Below are 19,676 nucleotides of genomic sequence, written 5' to 3' on the forward strand. Positions count from 1 at the left end.
GGTGTCACAAGAAGCTGGGCTTCTTCTAGAGGGCACCTGAAAGGGCGCCTGACCTGACCTTTCACCCAGTCAGGCGTCTCGCGCCCAGCCCTTTCAACGCGGAGCCCGGGGTGCGTCAGCCAGGCGGGTCCCGGGCGGGGGGACGGGTCAGTGCACGGGGCTCCAGTGCTCCAGCGCGTCTTCCAGCTCAGGCGCCTCGGGGTCGTCCCAGATCAGGCAGCCCCACACCAGACCGGGCACATCTGGGCCCATGGCATCGGCCGGCCCTTCGGTGAGCGTGCGGTGAACGGCTTCGAGGTAGGCGGCGATCGACGGACAGCCAGGCTTGTCGCAGGCCAGATCGTCCGGCAGCGACCAGTGGCCGACGCCGCCCGCGCCCACGTAGTGCCCGTACTCAGGGCCGGCTTCGTCGCCGGTCAGCCACGGCACCACCGCGGAGCCCCACACGTCGCCGCGGCCGATCTCGGGCAGCCGCGGCCTGAGCGCGGCCGCCGGGCCGAGCAGGATCCCGCCGGGCAAGAACGCCCCCGAGCCAACCTCGCCCGCTTCCTCATTGGCCTCGATGTACTGGTGCTCCACACCGCCACACAGCCGCCAGAGATCGCCCAGCTCGGCCGGAAGGCCGAAGTCGAGGTGATGCCTCAGCTGGGCGTCGGCAGTCTCAATGGCCTGCTCCGGGGCGGGCGGCAGCAAGGAAGCGTAGGAGACCGGGGCATTCGCCTTCAGCCAGTCCGTGAGGCGGCGCCAGGCCGTCTCCACACTCCGTTGATCGCTCATCCCGCCAAACTACTGAGTCCTTCTGACGGGGCTGACGGTGAGTTTCAGCCGAGGATGAGTCACGTGCCGGCCAGCCGTGAAGCCGAGGTGCGTCGCACCTTCACCTGATACGACACTGGACAGTGAGAGTGGCAGACATGCACGAATGATCCTCAGGGCAGGACGGCGGCACCGAGCCCCGGGCGGAGGGCGGCATCCATGGCTGTCAACGGCACGAGGTGGCCGGATCCAGCCGAGTGGGCCGGGAAGATCTACAGCGCGGGCTGGCGCGAGCCCGACGGCGGAACCCGCCGGGTGATCGAACCGGCCACGGGGCACACGCTGGCCGACGTCGGCATCGCCTCCCCCGCGGACGTCGCTCAGGCCGGCGCCCGGGCCGCCCAGGCTGCCGGCGACTGGGCGGCGGTGGCTCCTTCGGATCGGGTCGAGGTCCTGCTGCGCGCCTCCGCCGCCCTGCGTGAACGCAGCGACACCGTGCGCGACTGGATCGTCCGCGAGTCGGCCGGCGTCCCCGCCAAGGGCGACTACGAGATCACCGCCGCCCTCGCGCAACTGACACACGCCGTCGGACTGGCGTCCCTGCCTCGGGGTGAGGTCCTCGCTCCTCAGGCCCCCGGTGGAACGAGTCTGGCGTGGCGGGTGCCGCTCGGCGTCGTCGGTGTCATCAACCCCTGGAACGCGCCGCTGCTGTTCGCGATGCGCGCGCTGGCGCCCGCCCTCGCGCTGGGCAACACCGTGCTGCTCAAACCCGACCCGCTCACACCGGTGTCCGGCGGTGTCCTCGTCGCGCGGCTCTTCGAGGACGCCGGACTGCCCGACGCGGTGCTGCACGTCCTGCCGGGCGGAGCGGAGACCGGGCAGGCGGTCGCGGCGGATCCCCATGTCGCCATGGTCGCGTTCACCGGCTCCACCGAGGCCGGCCGCGCCGTGGCCCGAGTGGCGGGTGAGGGGCTGAAGCGGGTCTCCCTGGAGCTCGGCGGCAAGAACTCGCTCGTCGTCCTCGAGGACGCGGACGTGGAGGCGGCCGCCCTGGCCGGAGCCGCGAGTACCTTCGGATACCAGGGACAGGCGTGCGTCGCCGCCGGCCGCCACCTGGTCCACGCCGACCTGGTCGAGGCGTACACCGACGCGCTGGTCGAGCACGCGCGGGCCGTGCGCGTCGGCGACCCCCGCGTGGCGGGCGTCAGCGCCGGACCGGTCATCAGCGAGCAGCAGGCCACCAGGATCGAGCGCATCGTCGACGAGAGCGTGGCCGTCGGGGCGCGAGTGCTCACGGGCGGCCGGCGCGACGGACTCTTCTACCCGCCCACCGTCCTGGACCACGTCGGGCGAGCCATGCCCGCCTTCACCGAGGAGATCTTCGGCCCCGTCGCCCCGGTCGTTCCCTTTCACAGCGAGGCGGAGGCCGTCGAGATCGCCAACGACACCGCGTACGGTCTGACGGCTGCCGTGCACTCCGGCTCCGTACCGAGGGCGACCGCTGTCGCCGAGCGGCTGCGCACCGGCATGGTCCACATCAACGACGTCTCCGCCAAGGACGCCGCGAACGCCCCCTTCGGAGGCATGGGCAGCTCCGGCAACGGCTCCCGCATCGGCGGCACAGCCAGCCTGGAGCAGTTCACCCAGTGGCGCTGGATGACGGCACCGGGGCCGGTGCCGGGGAGCCTTGCGGGCCCGTGACGTCGGCGGTGGAGGCGCCCTGCCGAGCGGTCCTGCCTCCACCGCCTTGCTGCTGCCCTGCTGCTGCCCTCAGGTGCGGGTCCAGCGCTGGTTGCTGCCGTTCGAGCAGGAGTAGAGCTGGATCAGGGTGCCGTTGGCGGTGCCGCCTGTGGCGGCGTCGAGGCAGAGGCCGGACTGGACGCCGACGACCGATCCATCGGAGTTGAGGCGCCATTTCTGGTTGTCGCCGCCCCAGCAGCTGTAGATCTGCACTTTGGTGCCGTTGCCGGTGCCGGCGGCGTCGAGGCACTTGTTGCCGTAGACCCTGAGCTCGCCGGCGGCGGTGTACGTCCACTGCTGGTTGGTGCCGCTGTGGCAGTCCCACAGCTGGAGCTGGGTGCCGTCGGTGGTACTGGTGCCGGGCACGTCAAGGCAGCGGCCTGAGCCGACGCCCTTGATCGGTCCGGAGCCCGAAGGGGGCGTGGAGGAGCCGCCGTTGAGTGCGTCGAGGACGGCGGTGTAGGCGGGCTTCTTGCTGCCGTTGCCGTTGAACAGCAGCGGCGTGTGCTCCGGTCGCCAGGAGTCGGTGTCGCGCACACCCCAGACGGTGATGCCGAGGCAGCGCGGGACGGCCAGGCAGTCGTTGGTCACGTTGGCGTAGGTCGTGGCCGGGGCGCCCTGGATGTCGAGTTCGGTGATGGCCACGTCGACGCCGAGGGCGGCGAAGTTCTGCAGGGTGGTGCGGAAGTTGCTGTTGTAGGGGCTGCCGCTGTTGAAGTGCGCCTGGAAGCCGACGCAGTCGATCGGCACGCCGCGCTGCTTGAAGTCGCGGACCATGGCGTACATGGCCTGGGTCTTGGCCCAGGTCCAGTTCTCGACGTTGTAGTCGTTGTAGCAGAGCTTGGCGGCCGGGTCGGCGGCGCGCGCGGTGCGGAAGGCGACCTCGATCCAGTCGTTGCCGGTGCGTTGCAGGTTGGAGTCGCGCCGGGCTCCCGAACTGCCGTCGGCGAAGGCCTCGTTCACGACGTCCCACTGGGCGATCTTGCCCTTGTAGTGGGCCATCACGCCCTTGATGTGGTCGGTCATCGCCTGGCGCAGATTGCTGCCGCTGAGGCTCTGCATCCAGCCGGGCTGCTGGGAGTGCCAGGCCAGGGTGTGGCCGCGCACCTGCTTGCCGTTCTGTACCGCCCAGTTGTAGACGCGGTCGCCGGCGGTGAAGTTGAACTGGCCCCGCTGCGGTTCGGTGGCGTCGATCTTCATCTCGTTCTCGGCCGTCACCGAGTTGAACTCACGGCCCGCGATCGTCGTGTACGCCGAGTCGCCCAGCCTGCCCGAGGCGATGGCGGTGCCGAAGTAGCGGCCGCTCTGCGCCGCCGCGGCGCCGAGCGTGCTCTCCGCGGCGTGTGCGGTCGGCGGCGCGACCAGGGCGGCGACCGCACCGAGGACGCCGATGAGCAGCACCAACAGCAGGCTGCGGATCTTCCGGCGGGTCACGGGTCTGGGTAGGGCATACGAGCTCATGGCTGTGCCTCCAAGGTGGACATCACGCAGGGACTGAAGCGCGGGGGAATGCGTCGTCCGCTCGCACTGGGCAGGCGGACGGGGCGGGCCGGAACCCGGGAGCGGGACGCGGCGTCGCGGAACGAGACGGAGTGGCGCAGGTGCTTGGTGCGCGGATCTGTCGTGCAGTTGTGCGTGGTGCAGCACAGATTGCCCAGGGCCGTAGGCGTCGACATCTCGAACCAGGGCTGGCTCTCCGACAGGGAGGATTGAGGCATTGACGATGGTCGTCAATACTCCCCGCAGAAGAAGTTTCGGTTCCTCATCCGAAACATTCCGGAGCCCCGGGAAGCCGACAGTCGCATGCGGCCACCACGGCTCACGCCGACGGGGAGGCGCCGTTTGTGGCCAGATCGGCGACAGGCCTTGACCAGTCGGCCCCTCATTCCTAGCTTGTGGCGTCAAAGCATTCGGGAATTCTTCGAAACTTTCGAGATTCTCTGCCCTCCGGCATGCCCGCTCCGCGGTTCATCGGGGTCACCTCACCCCCACCCCTAGGAGGCGCTCTGATGTGGTTTCGCCACCCGTCCCCGATCCGTCCAAGACGCCTGCTCGCCGCCCTTGCGCCCTTGCTGCTCGTGGCCGCCTTCCTCGGCGCCGAGCCCGCCGCCGCGGCGACCGTAGACCCCAACGCCTCGTACGTGCTGGTCAACCGCAACAGCGGCAAGGCCCTGGACGTCTACAACAGGGCGACCAACGACGGTGCCCGCATCACCCAGTGGACCAGGAACGATCAGAGCCAGCAGCAGTGGCAGTTCGTCGATTCCGGCGGCGGCTACTACCGCATCAAGTCCCGCCACTCGGGCAAGGTGCTGGACGTCCACAACTGGTCCACCGCGAACGGCGGCTCGATCGTCCAGTGGGCCGACCTGAACAGCACCAACCAGCAGTGGCGCCTGGCCGACAGCTCGGACGGCCATGTGCGGCTCATCTCGCGCCACAGCAACAAGGCCCTCGAAGTACAAGGCGCCTCCACCGCCGACAGCGCGAACATCGTCCAGTACGACGACTGGGGCGGCGCCAACCAGCAGTGGCAGCTCGTCAAGGTCGGCGGCGACAACTCCGGCCCGTGCGAACTTCCGTCGGCATACCGCTGGACGTCAACGGGCGCACTGGCGCAGCCCAAGCCGGGGTGGGTCTCGCTCAAGGACTTCACCGTCGTCCCCTACAACGGCAGGCAACTCGTCTATGCGACGACGCACGACACGGGGACGAAGTGGGGTTCGATGAACTTCGGCCTGTTCACCAACTGGTCGGAAATGGCCTCGGCCGGCCAGAACACGATGTCGGCTTCCACCGTCGCGCCCACACTCTTCTACTTCGCGCCGAAGAACATCTGGGTGCTCGCCTACCAGTGGGGCGGGACCGCCTTCTCCTACCGGACGTCGAGCGACCCCACCAACCCCAATGGCTGGTCGTCCCAGCAGGTGCTCTTCTCCGGAAGCATCGCCGACTCCGGAACAGGACCCATCGACCAGACGCTCATCGCCGACGGGTCGAACATGTATCTGTTCTTCGCCGGTGACAACGGCAAGATCTACCGGGCCAGCATGCCGATCGGGAACTTCCCGGGCAGCTTCGGCACGACCTCGACAGTGATCATGAGCGATACGAGGAACAACCTGTTCGAAGCCCCGCAGGTCTACAAGCTCCAGGGCCAGAACCGCTACCTCATGATCGTCGAGGCGATCGGCTCGCAGGGCCGCTATTTCCGCTCGTTCACGGCCACCAGCCTGAACGGCTCATGGACACCCCAGGCCGCGACCGAGAGCAATCCCTTCGCCGGCAAGGCCAACAGCGGCGCCACCTGGACCAACGACATCAGCCACGGCGAACTGATCCGCACCAGCCCCGACCAGACCATGACCGTCGATCCCTGCAATCTGCAGTTGCTCTACCAGGGCCGCAGCCCCGACTCCGGCGGCGACTACGGCCTCCTGCCCTACCGTCCGGGTCTGCTGACACTGCGGCGCTGACGGCATGACACGACTCCGGGGGCGGCAACGCTCCCGGAAGCGTCAGTCGGCTCCGGTCCCGCCCAGGATCGACCGATCCGAGCGGCGCCCATGTTCGGTATGCGGCAGAAAGCATCAATTCGGCATTGAATTGCATCAGTTGGGCAGAGAAGGAGCGGGGTGTTCGTATGGTCCGATGATGGGCGGGGGTGTTCCGGGCGTCGACGAGGAAGTGCGTGGTGCGGGGAGTCCGCTGTCCTGGATCGGCGCGATGTGCGGAGCAACATGGACATGTTCGAGGTATCCCCGGAGCAGCTGCATTTCACGGTGAAGCAACGCCTTCTCGCGTTCTTCACACACGGTGATCCCTCCGGCGTGCTGGCCCCCGACGCGGTCGCCGCAGCGGCGCGTCTCGTGCGGATGACGAGCCTGTCCACCGAGGGGCCGCCCGACGAAGTGGCCGCGACGGTGGCCTGGGTGCACTGGATCCGGTGGCAGTTGCTGGGGGACGAACGCGGCACCGACCTCCAGGTGGCGCTGGAATGGTTCGGCCGGCTGGCCTCGACCGACGCCGAATTGCTGCCGTACGAACTGCGCCCGCTCTACGCGCCGCCCGAAGCGGGCGACGGCAATCCCCAGTTGCTGTCCGCACGAGCCGAGGCTCTGCTGGCGCTCAGTTTGGCATCCGGTGACGAGGGAGCACTGGACGGGGCCATCGAGCTTCTTCGTGAGGCGGGGGCGGCCGGACCGGACTGGTCTGTTCAAGTGGAGGCGAACCTGGGGATGGCCCTCCAGGTACGCCATGGCCGGAATCGGGATCCGGCGGATCTGGCGGCGGCGATCGACCTGCTTGCACATGCCGTCGAGCTCGACCCGGACAACGCGATCCGCCTGTCGAACCTTTCCTCGGCCCTCGCGGCACGAGCCAGGTCCTCCGCGTCCGCCGCGGACCTGGACGAGGCGGTCCGGCTGGTCGGCCGCGCCATCGAGGTGACGCCGCCGAATCATCCCGACCACCCCGACTACCTCTCCAATCTCGCCACCACGCTCATCGATCGCTTCGAGCGTGGTGGGATTCTCGAGGACCTCGACCGTGCTGTCGCATCAGCCCGGCACGCCCTGGCTCGTGCCGACTTCAGTCACCCGAACCGGCATCAGCACATGTCGGCCCACTCCAAGGCCCTGATGGCGCGGTTCGAACGGTTGGGGAAGTCGGACGACATCGACGAGGCGATCGCCGCACAGCGCGCGAACCTCGCTTCCACCGCGGCGCACCACCCGGGCCTGCCCGCGGCGAAGTCCGCACTCGGCATCGCCCTGGCGAAAAGGTTCGACCATATGCAGGTCATGGACGACATCGACGAAGCGATCGGACTCTTCGACTCCGCGGGCGACTCATCCGCGTTGGGCGCGGCCCTGACGCAGCGATCCGGGCGAAGCGGCGACATGGCGGACCTCGACCGGGCCATCGCCACGCTCAGCCGGGCCATCGACGGCAAACGCGGGAAGGACGCACCGCGTGATGCCCACGCGGACCTGAGTAACCTCGGAGGCGCCCACCTCGGACGCTTCATGCGCATCGGCGGTTCCCGCGACATCGACGACGCCGTCGACCAGTTGCGACAGGCCGTCGGCGCGGCCCCCGACCCCCTCCAGCGCGCTCCCTATCTGGCGAACCTCTGCCACGCCCTGCAAGTCCGCCACGAGCACAGTGGCCGTCTCGCCGATCTGGACGAAGCCGTGCAGGCGGGAACGCTGGCCGTGGCGGTCATTCCCGAGGACCACCCTCACCGAATCGGTTACCTGAGCAATCTCGCCCTGGTGCTTCGCACCCGGTTCCTTCGCACCTTCGACGAAGAGGACATCAGCAGGGCGATCGCCTACGACAAGGAGGCCGTCGCGACCGCCTCCGCATCGCACCCGGAGCGCCCGCGTCTGCTGTCCAACCTCGGCGGAGGGCTGGCGACACGTTTCGACAGGAACGGTACACAGGGCGATCCGGGCGATCTCGAAGCAGCCCTGGCCGCCTTCCGTGAAGCCGTGCACACCACTCCGCCGGGACACCCCCGTGAGGGTGTCCATCTGCACAATCTGGGCGCCGCTCTCGCCACCCGGTACGAGCGGGGCGAGCGGATGCCCGACCTCGACGAGGCCGTACGTCACCTGAGACGGTCGACCCGACTCGGCCCGGCCGACCATCCGGAACGCGCCCGATTCCTGGTCAGCCTCGGTGCCGTGCTGGGGAAGCGCTACTCGGTCACGCATATGTCAGAGGACGCGGCCGAGGCGGCGGACGTGCTGGGCGAGGCCGCCCGGACGGGTTCCGCGGCCGCATCCTGCCGCATCGACGCCGCGGCCAGGTGGTGTTCCCTGGCAGCCGAACGCGAGGACTGGCCGACCGCGGTGCGTGCCGCCGAGACAGCGGTCGGTCTGCTCTCACTGCTCGCGTGGCGTGGAGCGGAGCAGGCGGACAGCCAGCACCAGCTGAGACGCTTCACCGGCCAGGCACGTTTCGCCGCGTCCTGCGCTCTGCGGGCTGGAAGCCCGGCACGCGCGATGGAGCTGGCCGAGCAGGGACGCGGCGTGATGTGGTCCCGCCTCCTGGACACGCGGGCCGACCTCAGTGCGCTGCGAGAGACCGCACCCGACCTCGCGGCCCGGCTCGATCACCTCCGTATGCTCCTCGACGCGCCCGCCCAGCCTTCATCCATACCGTCTCCCGGACAGCCTCAGGGGGGTGCGGCACCACAGGACCGTTCCGCGCCGGCCCGGGAATGGGACGACCTGGTCGAACAGGTCCGGCGGATCGATGGGTTCACGGACTTCCTCAAGCCGCACGGTATCGACCGGCTGCTCTCCCTGGGAGAGGAAGGCCCCGTCGTGCTGGTCAACATCTCCACGCTGCGCTGCGACGCGCTGATCCTCACCGAGGGGCGGTTGCGCGTCAGGCCGCTGCCGACCGTCACGGAGAAGGAGCTGGTCGAGCAGGCCAACAGATATCTCGGCTCACTGCTCGACGTGGAAATCGCCGCGGACGCCATGCTCCGGGCCCGCGAAGCCTTCGACAGCGGCAACCAAGGGTGGGCCGCCGTCACCGCCTACACCGCTGCCAGAGAGGAGCTGCACCACGCCCAGACGGAACGCGAGACGGTACTCGCTTCCGTGCTGGAGTGGTTGTGGGACCACATCGCCGGACCCGTCCTCGCGGATCTCGGGTTCGTGAACACACCCGAGGGCGAGGCTTGGCCGCGCATGTGGTGGTGCCCGACAGGGGCGTTGACACTCCTGCCTCTCCACGCGGCCGGTCACCACGCCGACCCCCACGACGGTCCCCGGCGGACCGTCGTCGACCGGGTGGTGTCCTCCTACACGCCCACCCTGCGAGCCCTGCTGGAGGCCAGGCTCAGAGCACCGGAGGCATCCGACCACGCCCCGGACGGGGCCCCGGACGGGAGAATGCTCCTGGTCGCCATGTCACAGACCCCGGGGCAGGAACCGCTCCAGGCGGTACGGCAGGACATCGATGTGCTCACGTCTCTGCTCCCCGACCGGCTGACCTTGCTCGAGAACGCGGACGCGACATGGGACGCGGTGAAGTCCCGGCTGCCGGAGCACCGTTGGACACAGTTCAGCTGTCATGGTGATCAGAACGTCGTGGATCCGCTGGCAGGAGGCCTGGCCCTCTTCGACAAGACCCTCACGGTCGGTGACCTCAGCGCACTCAGCCATCGCGGTGAGTTCATCTTCCTGTCGGCCTGCAAGAGCGCGGTGGGCAGCCCCAGAATGCCGGACGAGGCCCTGACGATGGCCGCGGTGCTGCACTACACCGGGTACCGGCATGTCATCGCCGCGCTGTGGTCGGTCGCCGACGACGCCGCGGCGGACGTCGCCCGGCTCGTCTACCGGGAACTGGTCTCCGAGGGCGTCCTGCACCCGGAGAAGGCGGCCCAAGCCCTGCACACCGCTCTGCTACGCCTCCGTTCCGACGCCGCTCTCCCCGCGAGTTCCTGGATCCCCTTCACCCACACAGGGCCGTGACCCGGCGACCGTACACACCGGCACACCGGCGTCGGTCGCACACACCGACAAGAGGAACACCTTGACCATCGCACCGCATGAACCCGTCCCCTACGCCGAGGCCACGGATCCCGCCTACGCCGTGCGGGCCGCGGAGACCTTCACCCTGCGGAAGGCAGGCCCCGACTTGCTCGTGCTCAGCGGTCCCTGTCCGCGGTGCGCCGCACCGTTGGAGGTGGCGCTGCCGCACATGGTCTTCCGGGGGCGGGAAGGCGTCTTCGCCCTGTTCCGGCCCTCCCATCCACGTCCGGCGTCGGATGTCCGTGACGAGCCGGTGGTGTGTGCGTGCGAAGGGCATCACCCCGACCGGCCGGAGGGACACAAGGGGTGCGGCGCCTACTGGGTGCTGCGGATCTCCAGCGGTGACGCCTGATGCCGACCGTCGGACCCGGCGAGAGCGCGGCACCGGCGGACCTGCGCGCCGCACAGGAGCGCCGGCGTCTGCTGGACGCGGAACTGCCCCGGGTGCGCGAGGCCGCCACCGCCTGGCGCAACGCACTGGGGGCGCTGCTGGCGGGGCTCATCGGATTCGGCCTGGTCCGCGGCCGGAGCGACGTGGGCCAGCTCGCCGACCCCTGGGCCGTGGCAGTCGGCGTGCTGCTCCTGCTGGCGCTGATCGCGGGTCTCGCGGGGGCCCTGCTGCTGGTCCGAGCGGCTCACGGCCGGCCCACCGTCGTACCCATGAGCGCGGTGGAGAGCCGCGCGGTCGCCGATCACCTGGAGGCCCGCTCCGCTGCCGCCGCTCTCAGACGCGGCATCGCCCTCACGCTCCTCTGCGTCGGACTGCTCGTCACCGCTGTCGCAACGACCTGGTACGGACCGCCGCGTAAGGGTCCCGCGCTCCGTGTCGACTCGCCTTCCGGCTCCGTCTGCGGTTCGGTGGTACGCCTCGACGCGGGCGCCGTGGTCCTCGACACGAAGCTGGGCGAGGTGAGGGTCGTACTCGACCACGCTTCAGCTCTGAGCCCGGTCGAAGCGTGTCCGCCCTGATGCCGACCAGGTGTCCGCGGCGGAGCCCCTGTGTCCCGCGGAGAACCCTTCACCCCGAGGGACCGCGCCCATGAACGCCGGTCCGGCCGGCCCAAGGCGACCGGATACAGTGCGCGGGAAAGCAGCCTGGTCAGGGAGGGCAAGCGTGACCGACACGAGCAACACCCGGCCCGCCGAGGGTGAAACGCAGAATCCGCGGCGGAGCCGACTGCACCGCCTGATGCGCTACCTGCCCCTGATCGCCCCCTTCCTGCTGTGGACCGTGCCGTGCTGGGTGCTCCTGCACTCCGGCCAGCACTGGCCGCTGCCCGTCACGCTGGTCGGTACCGCCCTGTTCGTCCTCGGCCTCGTCGGTATGCCGCTCGCGATGACGCGCGGCCACGGCCGACGTCAGCAGGACCGGGCGGCGATCCTCGGTGACACCCTGCTGGGCACGAGCTGGGTTCTGTTCACCTGGTCCGTTCTGCTCGGCGTCCTCTTGCGGCTCGCCCTGACCGTGGCCGGCGTCGGCGAGAGTCAGGACCGGGCCCGAATCGTCACTTGGGCGGTCCTCGGCGTCACCACCGTGCTGCTCGCCTGGGGGCACCTCGAGGCCCGCCGCGTGCCACGGGTGCGCCGACTCGACGTGCGACTTCCACGGCTGGGACCCGGGCTGGACGGCACCCGCGTCGTCCTCATCACCGACACCCACTACGGCCCACTCGATCGTGCCCGCTGGTCGGCACGGGTGTGCGAGAGGGTGAACACCCTGGAAGCCGACCTGGTCTGCCACACCGGCGACATCGCGGACGGCACGGCCGAACGCCGCCGCGCCCAGGCCTCACCGCTCGGAACCGTGCGGGCCACCCGGGCCCTTGTGTACGTCACCGGCAACCACGAGTACTACAGCGAGGCCCAGGGCTGGGTCGACCTGATGGACGAGCTGGGCTGGGAGCCGCTGCGCAACCGCCATCTGCTGCTCGAACGCGGAGGCGACACCCTCGTGGTCGCCGGCGTGGATGACGTCACCGCCGAGTCCTCGGGCCTGGCAGGCCACCGCGCCCACCTCGCCGGAGCCCTGAACGGCGCCGACCCCGACCTACCCGTCCTGCTCCTGGCACACCAGCCCAAATTCATCGACCGGGCAGCAGCGGCCGGCATCGACCTCCAACTCTCCGGCCACACCCACGGCGGCCAGATCTGGCCCTTCCACCACCTCGTCCGCATCGACCAGCCCGCCCTCGCCGGTCTCAGCCGCCACGGATCCCGCACTCTCCTCTACACCAGCCGCGGCACCGGCTTCTGGGGCCCGCCGTTCCGCCTCTTCGCCCCCAGCGAGATCACCCTGCTCGTGCTCCGCTCCCCGCATCCGCCCACCTCGCCGTAGCACTCGACGCTGTTCGGGTTGCGAAGGCCCGGCAGGGCGGTGCCCCGGGCGACGACCTCCGGTGGTTCATGGCGTGGCATCAAGACGCCATGAACCACCGGCCGGTGAACGGTGCGGGCGGGCCTAACGCCGCTTGTCTCCGATGGTGACGACGCCCTTCGTCCTGGCGCCCGTCTTGTTGTCGTAGAGGACATCGCCGGTGGACTTCTTCCAGATCCTGATGCGGAAGGTGTCCGGGCCGTCGGTGGCGGTGACTCTGAAGGCGTAGCCGCTCTTGCCGCTCACCGTGCCGGTGCCCTGGTAGACGGCCTGGGAGCCGTTCACCACGAGCCAGTCGGAGCCGGTCGAGCGGAAGGTGAGCTTGGCGGAGCCGAAGACGAACGTGGCCTTGCCGGTGGGGACGGTGGCTCCCTTTCGGTACTGGGCGCCCAGGGTGAACGCCGCCTTTCCGGTCAGCCCCGGCCTGGCCGGGTAGGCACCGGCCGCAGAGGTGATCGTGCCGACGCCGGCTGCGGGCCCGGCGGCACGGTCGTAGACGATCAGCTCCGCGAGCGTGGTCGTGTCCGTGCCCGCGTCGTCGTCGGTGACCGTGACGACCGGGCGGTGGATGCCCGCGTCCTCGTAGACGTGTGCGGCGCGGCAGCCGGAGTCGGTGACCGTACCGGGCGTCGGCCGGCTGCCGTCCTTCCAGTCGACCGTGCAGGTGTGGCCGTCGGACGAGCCGGGATCGGCGAAGGACGCCGTGACGACGGCGGCCTTGCCCACCGGAAGGGGCGAGCCGGGGCCCTTGGCGGAGGTGATCGACGGGGCGACGTTGGAGACCTTCACCGTCGCCGTGTCGGTGCCGCGTCCGCCGGTCAGGGTGACCTCGAAGGTGCCGTCGTCGGTGCAGGTGAGGGTCGTGCGAGCCGCCACGGGGGCCTTGACGGTGCACGGGGCGCCGTCCTGGACGGTCCACTGGGGGCTGCCGGCCCCGGAGACGGTGCCGGCGAGCGTGATCGACTCACCCTCGGCACCGGTGGCGTCCGGCCCGGCGTGGACGACGGTGACCGGGTCGATGCCGCCGAGGGTGGGGACGACCTTCTTGATCAGGCCGTCGGCGTCGAACTCGAGCTTGTCGATGGTCGTTTCGCGGTGGGTGCCGTCTCCGCCGGGGATGGCGAAGCGATGGTAGGCGATGTACCAGTCGTCGGTGTTCGGGACGTGGACGACGGAGTGGTGGCCCGGGCCCTTGATGCCCAGGGTCAGGTCCTTCTCCAGGATCACGCCCTGCTTGGTCCACGGGCCGGTGGGCGAGGGGCCGGTCGCGTAGGCGACGCGGTAGTTCTCGTCGCGGGTGTCGTTCTCCGACCACATGAAGTAGTAGGTGCCCTTGCGCTTGATGACGAAGGTGCCCTCGTTGTAGCCGCTCGGGGTGATGTCCTTGACCTGAGAGGTGTCGATGGAGGTCATGTCGTCGCCCAGCGGGACGACGTAGGCGCGGCCGTTGCCCCAGTACAGGTACTGCTTGCCGTCGTCGTCGGTGAAGACCGCCGGGTCGATCATCTGGCCGCGGAAGTCACCGGCCTTCAGCAGCGGCTTGCCCAGGGCGTCCTTGAACGGTCCGGTGGGCGAGTCGGAGACGGCCACGCCGATGTTCGCGTCGGCGCAGAAGTAGAAGTAGTACTTGCCGTCCTTCTCGGTCATCGCCGGTGCCCAGGCCCTGCTGTCCGCCCAGCTGACGTCCGGCCCCAGGTCGAGGATGACGCCGTGGTCCTTCCAGTGGACCAGGTCCGTGGAGGACCAGGCCTTGAACTGTGTGCCGCTCCAGCCGTCGAAGCCGTCGGTCGTCGGGTAGATGTAGAAGGTGTCGCCGAAGCGCTCGATGTTCGGGTCGGCGTTCAGACCCGGCAGGAGCGGGGTCTTCATGATCAGCGCCGAGACCTTCCAGGTGCGCTTCCTGCCGTCCGACCCGGTGACCTCGTACGTCAGCGGCTTGGTGAAGTCGCGCACGCTGCCGGAGGCGGGGCTGATCGTCGCGCCCTCGGCGAGGGTGAACTCCGGTGCCAGCGCGGTGAGATCGGTGCCCGCCTTCATCGGCAGGGTGATCGTGCCGGCCGCGTTGTCGACGAGCGCGTCGACCTTGAGCGCCGGGTGCGTCGCCTTGGCGATGCCCGCCGTGTTGCCGCTGAGCCGCATGACCTCGGTGCCGGTGAGGGCACGGTCGTAGATGCGGAAGTCGTCGACCTCGCCGCCGAAGTAGGGGTCGGCCGCGTACAGGGAGCGGCCGATGTAGCCGCTGTGGTCCTTGGCCGCGTCGTACAGCTCGGACGGCTTGATGGTGGTCGTGGTGCGGGCGGCTTCGACGCCGTCGGCGTAGAGGACCATCGTGCCGGTGGCGCCGTCGAGCGTCACCGTGACGTGCCGCCACTGGCCGGGCGTGAGCTGCGAGCCGGCCGTCAGCTTCGACTCGGCCGACCAACTCGCCTTCGTGATGGCCGAGTAGAGGCTGGAGCCGCCGTTGGAGGGGGTGGCGAACAGGTACTTGTCGCTGTCCGGGCCGAGCCCGAACAGCCACTGGAAGTTGCTGCCGCCCTTCCACTTGGCGTACGTCGACACCGTCACGCTGCCGGCGTCCTTCAGGACACCGTTGGGGATCTTCACGTACGGCGAACTCGACGAGTCTCCCGACATCCTGAACGAGCCGCCCTCGACGCCGGTGCCGAAGTCGGGTGTGCGGACGTAGGTGCCGTGGTGGCCGTGTCCGCTGGAGTCACGGGCGATGCTGCCGCCCGTCTCGTCGAAGTCGTAGTGCAGGAGCAGGTCGGCGGGGATGTCCGGCCCCTCCTCGGACACGGTGACCTCGGCGCGGACCGGGATCGCGGCGCCGTTCGGCAGGCTGCCGGTCACGGTGAAGGTGCCGGGCCGGGCGTACTTCGACGCCGGTACGTCCTGCCAGGTGACCGTGACGGGACGCTTGACGCCGTCGGCGTACTCGGCGATCACCGTGGCCGGCAGCACCGGGGCGTCGCCGACCCGGGTCTTCACCGACACGTCCTCGACGCTCTTCACGACCTGGTCGGGCTGGTAGGCGCGCAGCAGCCGGTCGTACTCGGCCTGGGTGACCGGCAGCACGGTGCCGTGGCGGGGCTTGGCGGGCAGGTCGTAGCCGGTGGAGGGGGTCCAGGTGCCCGAGTCGAGGTCGGTCGTCTCGAACGGGATGTAGCCGCGGCCGCCGAACTCGTCGAGGAACGCGTACCACTTCTCCTCGGTGTTGGACTTGAACACCAGCGGCCCCTCGGCGGCGTTCATCGCGCCCTTGCCGATGCCCTCGGCGACCGGGGTCCAGGCCGGGTCGCGGATCGAGTCGCTCTTCTCCTGGAAGATGAACTTGCTGTTGGGTGTGGAGGAGCTGTTGTTCCGCTCGTCCTTGGACAGGCGGTAGTAGGTGCCGTCGTGCCGGATCATCGTGGAGTCGATGACCGAGTAGCCGCGGTCGATCCAGACCTTGGGCTCGCTGAAGGTGTGGAAGTCGCGGGTGGTGGCGTACATCATGCGGTTGTACGTGTCGCCGGAGTGGTCGGCGTTGTCGTACAGCTTCGACGCCCAGAAGACGACGTACTCACCGCGCTCGGCGTCGTAGAACGCCTCCGGCGCCCAGGTGTTGCCCGCGCTGTCGGGTGACACCTTGACCAGGCGCTGGTTGGTCCAGTGCACCAGGTCGGTGGACTCCCACACCATGATGGACTTGCTGCCGGTGCGCTGGGAGGCGTCCCAGTCGCCGTTGCCGTAGATCCTGAGGTCGGTGGCGATCTGGTAGAACTTGTCGCCCTCCGGGGAGCGGATGATGAACGGGTCGCGCAGGCCCTTCTCGCCGAGCGTGGAGGTGAGGACCGGCTTGCCGTCGTTCAGTTCGCGCCAGTGCAGCGGGTCGTCGCCCTTGCTGAGGGCGGCGTAGAGCTGTTCGCCGTCGGAGGTGCCCTCGCCGGTGAAGTAGCTGAACATGTAGCCCTTGAGGGCCGCGTCCGCGGGCAGTTCGGGCACCTTGGCCGTCATGACGCGGGTGGCCTTCGCCTCGCCCTTGGTGACGGTGGCGGTCAGCTCGGCGGTGGTGGCGCCGTCGCCGTGGGCGGGCCGGTGGACCTCGCCGCCGGCGGAGACGACGTCCGGCTTCGCGGAGGACCAGGTGACGGTCGTGCCGTACTTGCCGCTCCCGGGCAGGGTGAGGTTGCCGCGCGCGTCGTCAAGGTTGTGGACCATGAGCGCTTCGGAGGCCTCGCGGGTGGCGGCGGCGTCGCCGAGCGCGGGCCGGACCGTGACGTCGAAGGTCTTGGTGCCGGTCGCGGTGCCCTTCTTCAGGGTCGCCGTGAGGGTGGCGCGTCCGTCCGGTGAGCCGGCGTCGGGGCGGGTCACCTTGCCGGTGTCCGAGACGACGGACGGGTTGTCGCTGTCCCAGCTGATGGAGGAGCCCCCGGCCGGGCCGGTCCTCGGCAGGTCGAGGTCGGAGGTGACGCCGCTGGTGTCGCCGAGGGTGAGGGCGTCCTTGTCGGCGGCGACGCCCTGGGTGGCGACGGGGAGGGCGAGCTGCTCGACCTCCGAGCCGTCCAGTGCCCGGTCGTAGACACGGAAGTCGCGTATCCGGCCCTTGAACAGCTTGTCGCCGTCGTAGACGGACTTGCCGAGGTAGTTGGCCTTGGTGGTGCCGGAGCCGATGGCGCCGGGCGTGGTGGTGACCGAGGTGTTGCGGCCGACCTCGACGCCGTCCTCGTAGAGCACGCCCGTGGAGCCGGTCTGGGCGTAGGTGATGTGCTTCCACACGCCGCGGGTCAGGTTGTGGGAGTCGGACGGCTTGGTGGTCTGCTCGGTCGACCAGTTGCCCGTCGCGACGGAGGTGCGGAAGGAGTTGCCCGTGGTGAACAGGTAGCCGTTGCCGCTGCCCGCGCTGGTGTTGCCGAAGCCGTAGAGGAAGTAGGGCGTGCTCTGGGCGGAGTCGATCAGAACGTCCATGGAGACGCTGATCGAGTCCATGCCCTTCATGACGTCGTCCGGCACCTTGATGTAGGTGTCGGACCCGTTGAAGGCGAGCCCCTGACCGGATGCCGACCAGTCGGCGGTGCCGCTGACCGTGCCGTTCCGGCCGTTGCCGGAGGCGTCGGTCACGGTGCCGCCTGAGCCTGCGTCGAGCTTGTACCACAGGGCCAGGCCGTCGGTGATGTCCGCGGCTTCGGCCGCCGGTGCCGCCGGTGCGGCCGGTTCCGCTTGCGCGGGAGCGGCGGGTCCGGCGAGGGTGAGCAGCATCGACGCGGCGGTCAGTCCGGCGAGATGGCCCGCCCAACGTCTCGCGCGGCTGTGCGGTCGTGCGCATCGTACGACGTGCGTCATGTCGAGGTTCCCTGCTGAGGCATGGCTGATGACGGACAGGCGGAACGCGGAAGCGAAGAAACGAGGAACCGACGAGGCGACGGCAAGCTCTTGCCGGGGGCCTGCCGTTACACGCGGGTGACGTGTGTTGCGAGAGTCTCAGCCGACGCCCAGGGCAGCGTCAATAGGTTTCGAACAATGTCCGGCAGGTCGAACAGATCCGTCCGGCTCGCGGTGCCGCTAGAACATGGTGTTGTCGTTCTCGGAGGTGGGCGGGATGACCTGGAGGACGTCCCAGTGTTCGACGATCTTGCCGGCCGCGTCGAAGCGGAAGATGTCGATACCGGCGTACTCCTCTTCGGGCCAGATCTGGTGGCAGTGCAGGATGACGTGGTCGCCTTCGGCGAAGGCGCGCTTGAATTCGACGCGCTTGCCGGGATATTCGGCGGCCATGCGTTCGAAGTAGTCGATGAACGCCTGCTTGCCGTCGGCGACGTGCGGGTTGTGCTGGATGTAGGTGTCACCGACGAACTGCTCGATGGCCTCGGCCGGGCGGCACTGGTTGAACATCAGGTGATAGAACGCTTGGGCCGTGGCCTTGTTCTCTTCCGGGTCGCTCATGGTTCCTCCGTAGGGCGCCGAAGCCGTCGAGGCCGTCGGCCGCCTCCCGGTTGTGCTGGTGGTAGGTGTCGGTCGAGTTGCGGGGTGAGGTCTTGGAAGGTGAGGTCAGGCGCTTGTCGAGTGCTCCGCTCTTACCGCTTTCCGACACCCGCTCGAATCCGAGCGGACCGACACCTTCAAGGTACGGGTGATGAAAAGGCCCGATCGGATACGCTGACGACTCGCTATGGTCAAAAAGCGACACGATGCCGGTCACGGCATCCTGGAGATCCCCTTCCCCGCGCCCGCCGGCACCCCCACCGGCGTGGAGGTGCTGTCCCTCGCCGACCTGCGCCACCGGGTCCCCGCGGAGCGACTCGCGGTTCCCCAGCGCCCGGACTTCCACCACCTGATCACCCTCACCGGCGGGGCCCTGGGGCACACGGTCGACTTCACCGCCTACGCCCTGGACCCGGGCTCCTGGCTCTGGGTACGCCCCGGGCAGGTCCATCAGTGGGGGGACCTCACCGACGCCGAGGGCACCCTGATCCTGTTCCGCCAGGACTTCCTCGACCCGGCCACCACACTCGGCGCTCGCACGGAAGACCCGTACGGCCCGATCCTGCGGCGCCCCCTACCCGGCGACGAAGCGGCTCTGCGACTGGCCGCCGACCATCTCGCCACCGAGTTCCGGGCCCTTGGACACCTGCCCCTCGAGATCCATACGGCAGCCCTGCGTCATCTGCTCGCGGTCCTCGTCCTGCGGCTGGCGCACCTCACCGCGCCCGCCGGCGGTCCCGCGCCCGAACCCGACGCCACGTACCTGCGCTTCCGCGATGCCGTGGAAGAGGACTTCGCGCGCACCCGCCGGGTGGAGGACTACGCCGCATCGCTCGGCTACTCGGCTCGCACCCTCTCCCGCGCCACGCTCTCCGCCGCCGGCCTGGGCGCCAAGGAATTCATCGACCGCCGCGTCGTCCTGGAGGCCAAGCGCCTCCTCGCCCACAGCGACCAGAGCGCCGCCCGCATCGCGGACCGCCTCGGCTTCTCCAGCGCGACACACTTCAGCAAGTACTTCCACCACCGCACCGGCCAGACCCCGATCGCATTCCGCGACACGGTCCGCGGGCTCGCCGCGAAGTGAAAGGCGTCCCTGTGGCCTCTTGACGGCGGGAGGTGATCGCCCTGTCTGCAAACTCGTTGGATCGCCGACGTCTCGAGTGCCGTCTGTCGCACCGCACTCCCCTACAACTCTGGGACCACACACCACTGTTGGGTCAGTCCCAGGGTGGAGGGGAGTGCGGCACCAGCGAGTGATCCGCATGTGTAGCCGGTTCCGGAAGGATCTTTCC

Annotated in this window: 11 protein-coding genes; 7 read left to right on the forward strand and 4 right to left on the reverse strand. The window is 69.4% G+C overall.

Translation table 11 applies throughout. The features are described 5' to 3' along the window. Positions 1–147: 147 nt before the first annotated feature. Positions 148–777 (reverse strand): hypothetical protein, encoded by a 630-nt coding sequence (locus ACIBK5_RS03720; RefSeq protein ID WP_399015751.1) that lies wholly within the window; start codon positions 775–777, stop codon positions 148–150. 198 nt (positions 778–975) lie between these two features. On the opposite strand from ACIBK5_RS03720, the gene ACIBK5_RS03725 reads away from it, so the two are divergent. Then, on the forward strand, positions 976–2,457 hold the full coding sequence (locus tag ACIBK5_RS03725) for an aldehyde dehydrogenase family protein (RefSeq protein ID WP_399015753.1): 1,482 nt from the start codon (positions 976–978) through the stop codon (positions 2,455–2,457). Positions 2,458–2,526: 69 nt separating this feature from the next. On the opposite strand, the gene ACIBK5_RS03730 is transcribed toward ACIBK5_RS03725, so the two are convergent. Next, complete coding sequence (locus tag ACIBK5_RS03730; protein WP_399015754.1) at positions 2,527–3,957, reverse strand: endo-1,4-beta-xylanase; 1,431 nt, start codon at positions 3,955–3,957, stop codon at positions 2,527–2,529. Between the two features lie 548 nt (positions 3,958–4,505). On the opposite strand from ACIBK5_RS03730, the gene ACIBK5_RS03735 reads away from it, so the two are divergent. From ACIBK5_RS03735 to ACIBK5_RS03755, 5 genes are all read left to right on the forward strand, one after another. Then, positions 4,506–5,972, forward strand: a complete 1,467-nt coding sequence (locus ACIBK5_RS03735; RefSeq protein ID WP_399015756.1) for a non-reducing end alpha-L-arabinofuranosidase family hydrolase — start codon at positions 4,506–4,508, stop codon at positions 5,970–5,972. A gap of 270 nt (positions 5,973–6,242) precedes the next feature. After that, positions 6,243–9,989, forward strand: coding sequence for a CHAT domain-containing protein (locus ACIBK5_RS03740; RefSeq protein ID WP_399015758.1), 3,747 nt, complete (start codon positions 6,243–6,245; stop codon positions 9,987–9,989). Between the two features lie 61 nt (positions 9,990–10,050). Then, positions 10,051–10,401 carry a hypothetical protein gene (locus tag ACIBK5_RS03745; RefSeq protein WP_399015761.1) on the forward strand — a complete coding sequence of 117 codons (351 nt, stop codon included), beginning with the start codon at positions 10,051–10,053 and terminating at the stop codon, positions 10,399–10,401. Further along, positions 10,401–11,018 (forward strand): hypothetical protein, encoded by a 618-nt coding sequence (locus ACIBK5_RS03750; RefSeq protein ID WP_399015763.1) that lies wholly within the window; start codon positions 10,401–10,403, stop codon positions 11,016–11,018. Before ACIBK5_RS03745 ends, ACIBK5_RS03750 begins: the two co-directional genes overlap by 1 nt. Positions 11,019–11,163: 145 nt before the next feature. After that, positions 11,164–12,384, forward strand: coding sequence for a metallophosphoesterase (locus ACIBK5_RS03755; RefSeq protein ID WP_399015765.1), 1,221 nt, complete (start codon positions 11,164–11,166; stop codon positions 12,382–12,384). A 123-nt stretch (positions 12,385–12,507) separates the two neighbouring features. Here ACIBK5_RS03755 and ACIBK5_RS03760 read toward each other — a convergent pair whose 3' ends face one another. Then, positions 12,508–17,745: a family 43 glycosylhydrolase gene (locus tag ACIBK5_RS03760; protein ID WP_399015767.1), complete on the reverse strand. Its 5,238-nt coding sequence runs from the start codon at positions 17,743–17,745 to the stop codon at positions 12,508–12,510. Positions 17,746–17,964: 219 nt separating this feature from the next. Continuing rightward, a complete protein-coding gene (locus ACIBK5_RS03765) occupies positions 17,965–18,345 on the reverse strand; it encodes a nuclear transport factor 2 family protein (RefSeq protein WP_399015769.1) in 381 nt (126 codons plus the stop codon). Between the two features lie 226 nt (positions 18,346–18,571). Between ACIBK5_RS03765 and ACIBK5_RS03770 the strand changes: the two genes are divergently transcribed. Beyond that, positions 18,572–19,468, forward strand: a complete 897-nt coding sequence (locus ACIBK5_RS03770) for a helix-turn-helix domain-containing protein (protein WP_399015771.1) — start codon at positions 18,572–18,574, stop codon at positions 19,466–19,468. Positions 19,469–19,676 lie beyond the last annotated feature (208 nt).

This window comes from Streptomyces sp. NPDC050546, from assembly GCF_044457425.1.
Lineage (GTDB): Bacteria > Actinomycetota > Actinomycetes > Streptomycetales > Streptomycetaceae > Streptomyces.